The 2,686-nt window shown below is 74.8% G+C and carries 2 protein-coding genes and 1 pseudogene; 1 reads left to right on the top strand and 2 read right to left on the bottom strand.

Annotated features, from left to right (window positions below; all coding sequences use genetic code 11):
- Positions 1-935, bottom strand: a 935-nt coding sequence (locus ADL01_RS19060; RefSeq protein ID WP_053743220.1) for a DMT family transporter, incomplete at its 3' end; no start/stop codon positions are given.
- Positions 936-1,162: 227 nt separating this feature from the next.
- Complete coding sequence (locus ADL01_RS19055; RefSeq protein ID WP_053743219.1) at positions 1,163-2,164, bottom strand: EamA family transporter; 1,002 nt, start codon at positions 2,162-2,164, stop codon at positions 1,163-1,165.
- Positions 2,165-2,198: 34 nt separating this feature from the next.
- Between ADL01_RS19055 and ADL01_RS47815 the strand changes: the two are divergent.
- Positions 2,199-2,686, top strand: a pseudogene (locus tag ADL01_RS47815) (hypothetical protein); the annotation flags it as partial.

Genomic DNA, 2,686 nt, shown 5'->3' with positions numbered 1-2,686 from the left:
CTCCCATCCCCCTCCGCACCGGCCCCCCGCGCCTCCGCGACCGCCAGCCCCGCCACCGCACCCAGCATCAGCAAGGTGCCCACGACGGTCGCCGCCGTCAGCCGCTCGCCGAGCAGCGCGACGGCGAGGACCGCCGCGCTCACCGGCTCCAGGAGCATGACCACGGAAACCGTCGCCGAGCGGACGACTGCCGCCCCGGCGAAGTACAGCCCGTACGCCAGGGCGGTCGGCACGGCAGCGACGTACGCCAGAAGCCCGACGAGCCGCAGGCCGTCGCCGGTGTGCGGCACCAGCCCCTCGGCGAGCCCGAACGGCAGCAGGCACAGCGCCGTGACGCCGAAGGCCCTGACGGACGTACCGAACGCGTCCGTTGCCCCGTCACGCCCCCACCACCGGGTGAGGAGGGTCAGCACGGCGTACCCGGCCGCCGACAACACGGCCCATGCGACACCCGACGGCCGCACCTGGGCGCCGCCGCTGCCCAGCACCAGCACCGCGAGCCCGGTGAGCGCCCCGACGACGGCGACGCTGCCGCCCGCCCCCAACCGCTCCCCCATGGTCAACCGGGCGCCCAGCGCGATGAGGACGGGCCCGGCGCCCAGCGTGACAAGGGTGGCGACCGCGAGTCCGGTGGCCTGGACGGACGCGAAGTAGGCGGTCTGGAACACGGCGAGCGAGAGTCCGGTGACACCGGCGCGCAGGATCTTGCGGCGCCGCGGCTCGGACTCCACGGCACTGCGGCCGCGCAGTGACCGGGCGAGAAGCAGCAGCACGAAGCCGCCCGCGCAGCGCCAGAAGGACAGGGCGACGGGGCCCATGTCACTCACCCGGAAGACGAGGGAGGCGGCCGCGCCCGCGGTGCCCCAGGCGGCACCGGCGACGATCAGGTAGAGCAGGCCTCGCCCGATGGGCAGGCCGGAAACGGTGTGCGACACGAGAGTCTCTCCGCAGACGCGCGGAGACGGACCCGAAGGCCGCCCGCCGCGCGGAAGTCGACGAAAGGACCCGGGCCCTCAGGGCTCCACGGGATCCTCGGACATCGTCTGCGGGCAGCACCGTCCAGCCCGACGTGGTGTGGATACGTCGGACAGGTTCTCCGGGGAGCCCGCGTCAGGCGGCCGGAGGCGGAAGAACGAGTGCGTACGCGTGCATGATCGCGACCCTAGGCGGCGGTACGCCGGGCCGCCACCTCTTTTTCGGGCCCCCGGGCGACCGGCTCCGCCGCCCCCTTGGCAGGCGCCGACGACTGCGCGATGAACGCGCCCGCGAGCACCACCGCGCCCCCGGCGAGCTGCGCCGCCGACAGGTGCTCGCCCAGCAGGACCCAGGCCAGCACGGTCGCGATGACCGCCTCCAGACACGCCACGACCCCGGCGACCTGCGGCGAGAGCCGCCGCACGGCAAGGACGCCGGTGACGTAGGCGACGACCGTGGCGACCAGCACGATCCAGCCCAGCAGCAGCCCGGCCGCGACGGGCGTGCCGTCCATGTCCGCCGTGCCCGCGAGCACGGACCAGTCCATGCGCCACGGGCGCGCCACGACGGTCAGCACGAGGGCACCGACCAGGAGGCCGTACGCGATGACACCGAGCGGGTCCGGCGCCTCGTCGCCCGCGTCACCGCCCTGGTCGGACAGGACGAAGTAGCCGACCTGGCAGCAGGCGGCGGCGAGGGCGAGCGACAGCCCGACGGCGTCGAAGCTGAGCCCGGACCACACCTCGACGACACAGGCCAGCCCGGCGACCGCGAGAACGACACCGAGCGCGGCGCCGCGGGTGACGGGCCGCCGCTGCACGAACCGCACCCAGCCCAGCACGAGGGCGGGTGCGAGGTACTCGACGAGCAGGGCGACGCCGACGGGGACACGGGAGATCGCGGCGAAGTAGCAGGCCTGGACGCCGGCCACGGCGAGCAGTCCGAACCCGGCGAGCAGCGCGGGCCTTCGCCGGACCAGCGCGCGGTGCCGTACGGCCAGGGGCAGCATCACGAGAGCGGCGCCCGTCACGCGCAGCCATACGACGTGCAGCGGATCGAGGCCCGCCTCGATCAACGGCTTGGCCGCGACCCCGGATCCGCCGAACGCGACCGCCGACACCAGCGCGAGCCCGAGCCCGACACCCCTGCCCCGACCGACCGCACCGCTCGCTGACGTACCCACGGTCACATGATGGCAGGCGATGACATGACCGTCATCCTCCTTGACACCTGTCTCACCGACTGGACGGAGGCATCTGTCTCCCGACTACACCTTCTCAGCCACCGCCGTCCACACCCCCGGCGCACTCCTCACACCCCGCCGCCATCAGGCCGACCTGCCGCTGTTCGCCCTGCCGCAGCCGCGCCGGCAGCTCACCCACGTCGACGCCCCCGCGCCCCAGCACCTCGACAGCCCGGGACTGCGGATCCCCGACGATCGCCGCGAGCAGATCGACACCCCGGGCCCGTGCGTCGCCGCGCCGCCCGGCCCGCTCACACGCCTCTTCCAGCGCACCAGCAGCGACCGGCGACCAGCCCTCCACCCCCGCAGCCCCCGCCGTCCCCACCGCCCCCCGCAGCACGGGCTCTCGCGCGCCCGCGGGGGGGCGCCCACCCGCCTCGATCTCGCCGTGCTGCTGCGCGGCGAGGCCGCCACCGTGCGGCCCTTCGGTTACTCGGTCGCGGCCGAGACGGGGCTCGTCCTCGTCGT

Origin of the sequence: Streptomyces sp. NRRL WC-3618 (assembly GCF_001280005.1) — a bacterium.
Lineage (GTDB): Bacteria > Actinomycetota > Actinomycetes > Streptomycetales > Streptomycetaceae > Streptomyces.
The sequence above is the reverse complement of the archived record's forward strand: the minus strand, read 5'-3'. Positions and strand labels throughout refer to the sequence as shown.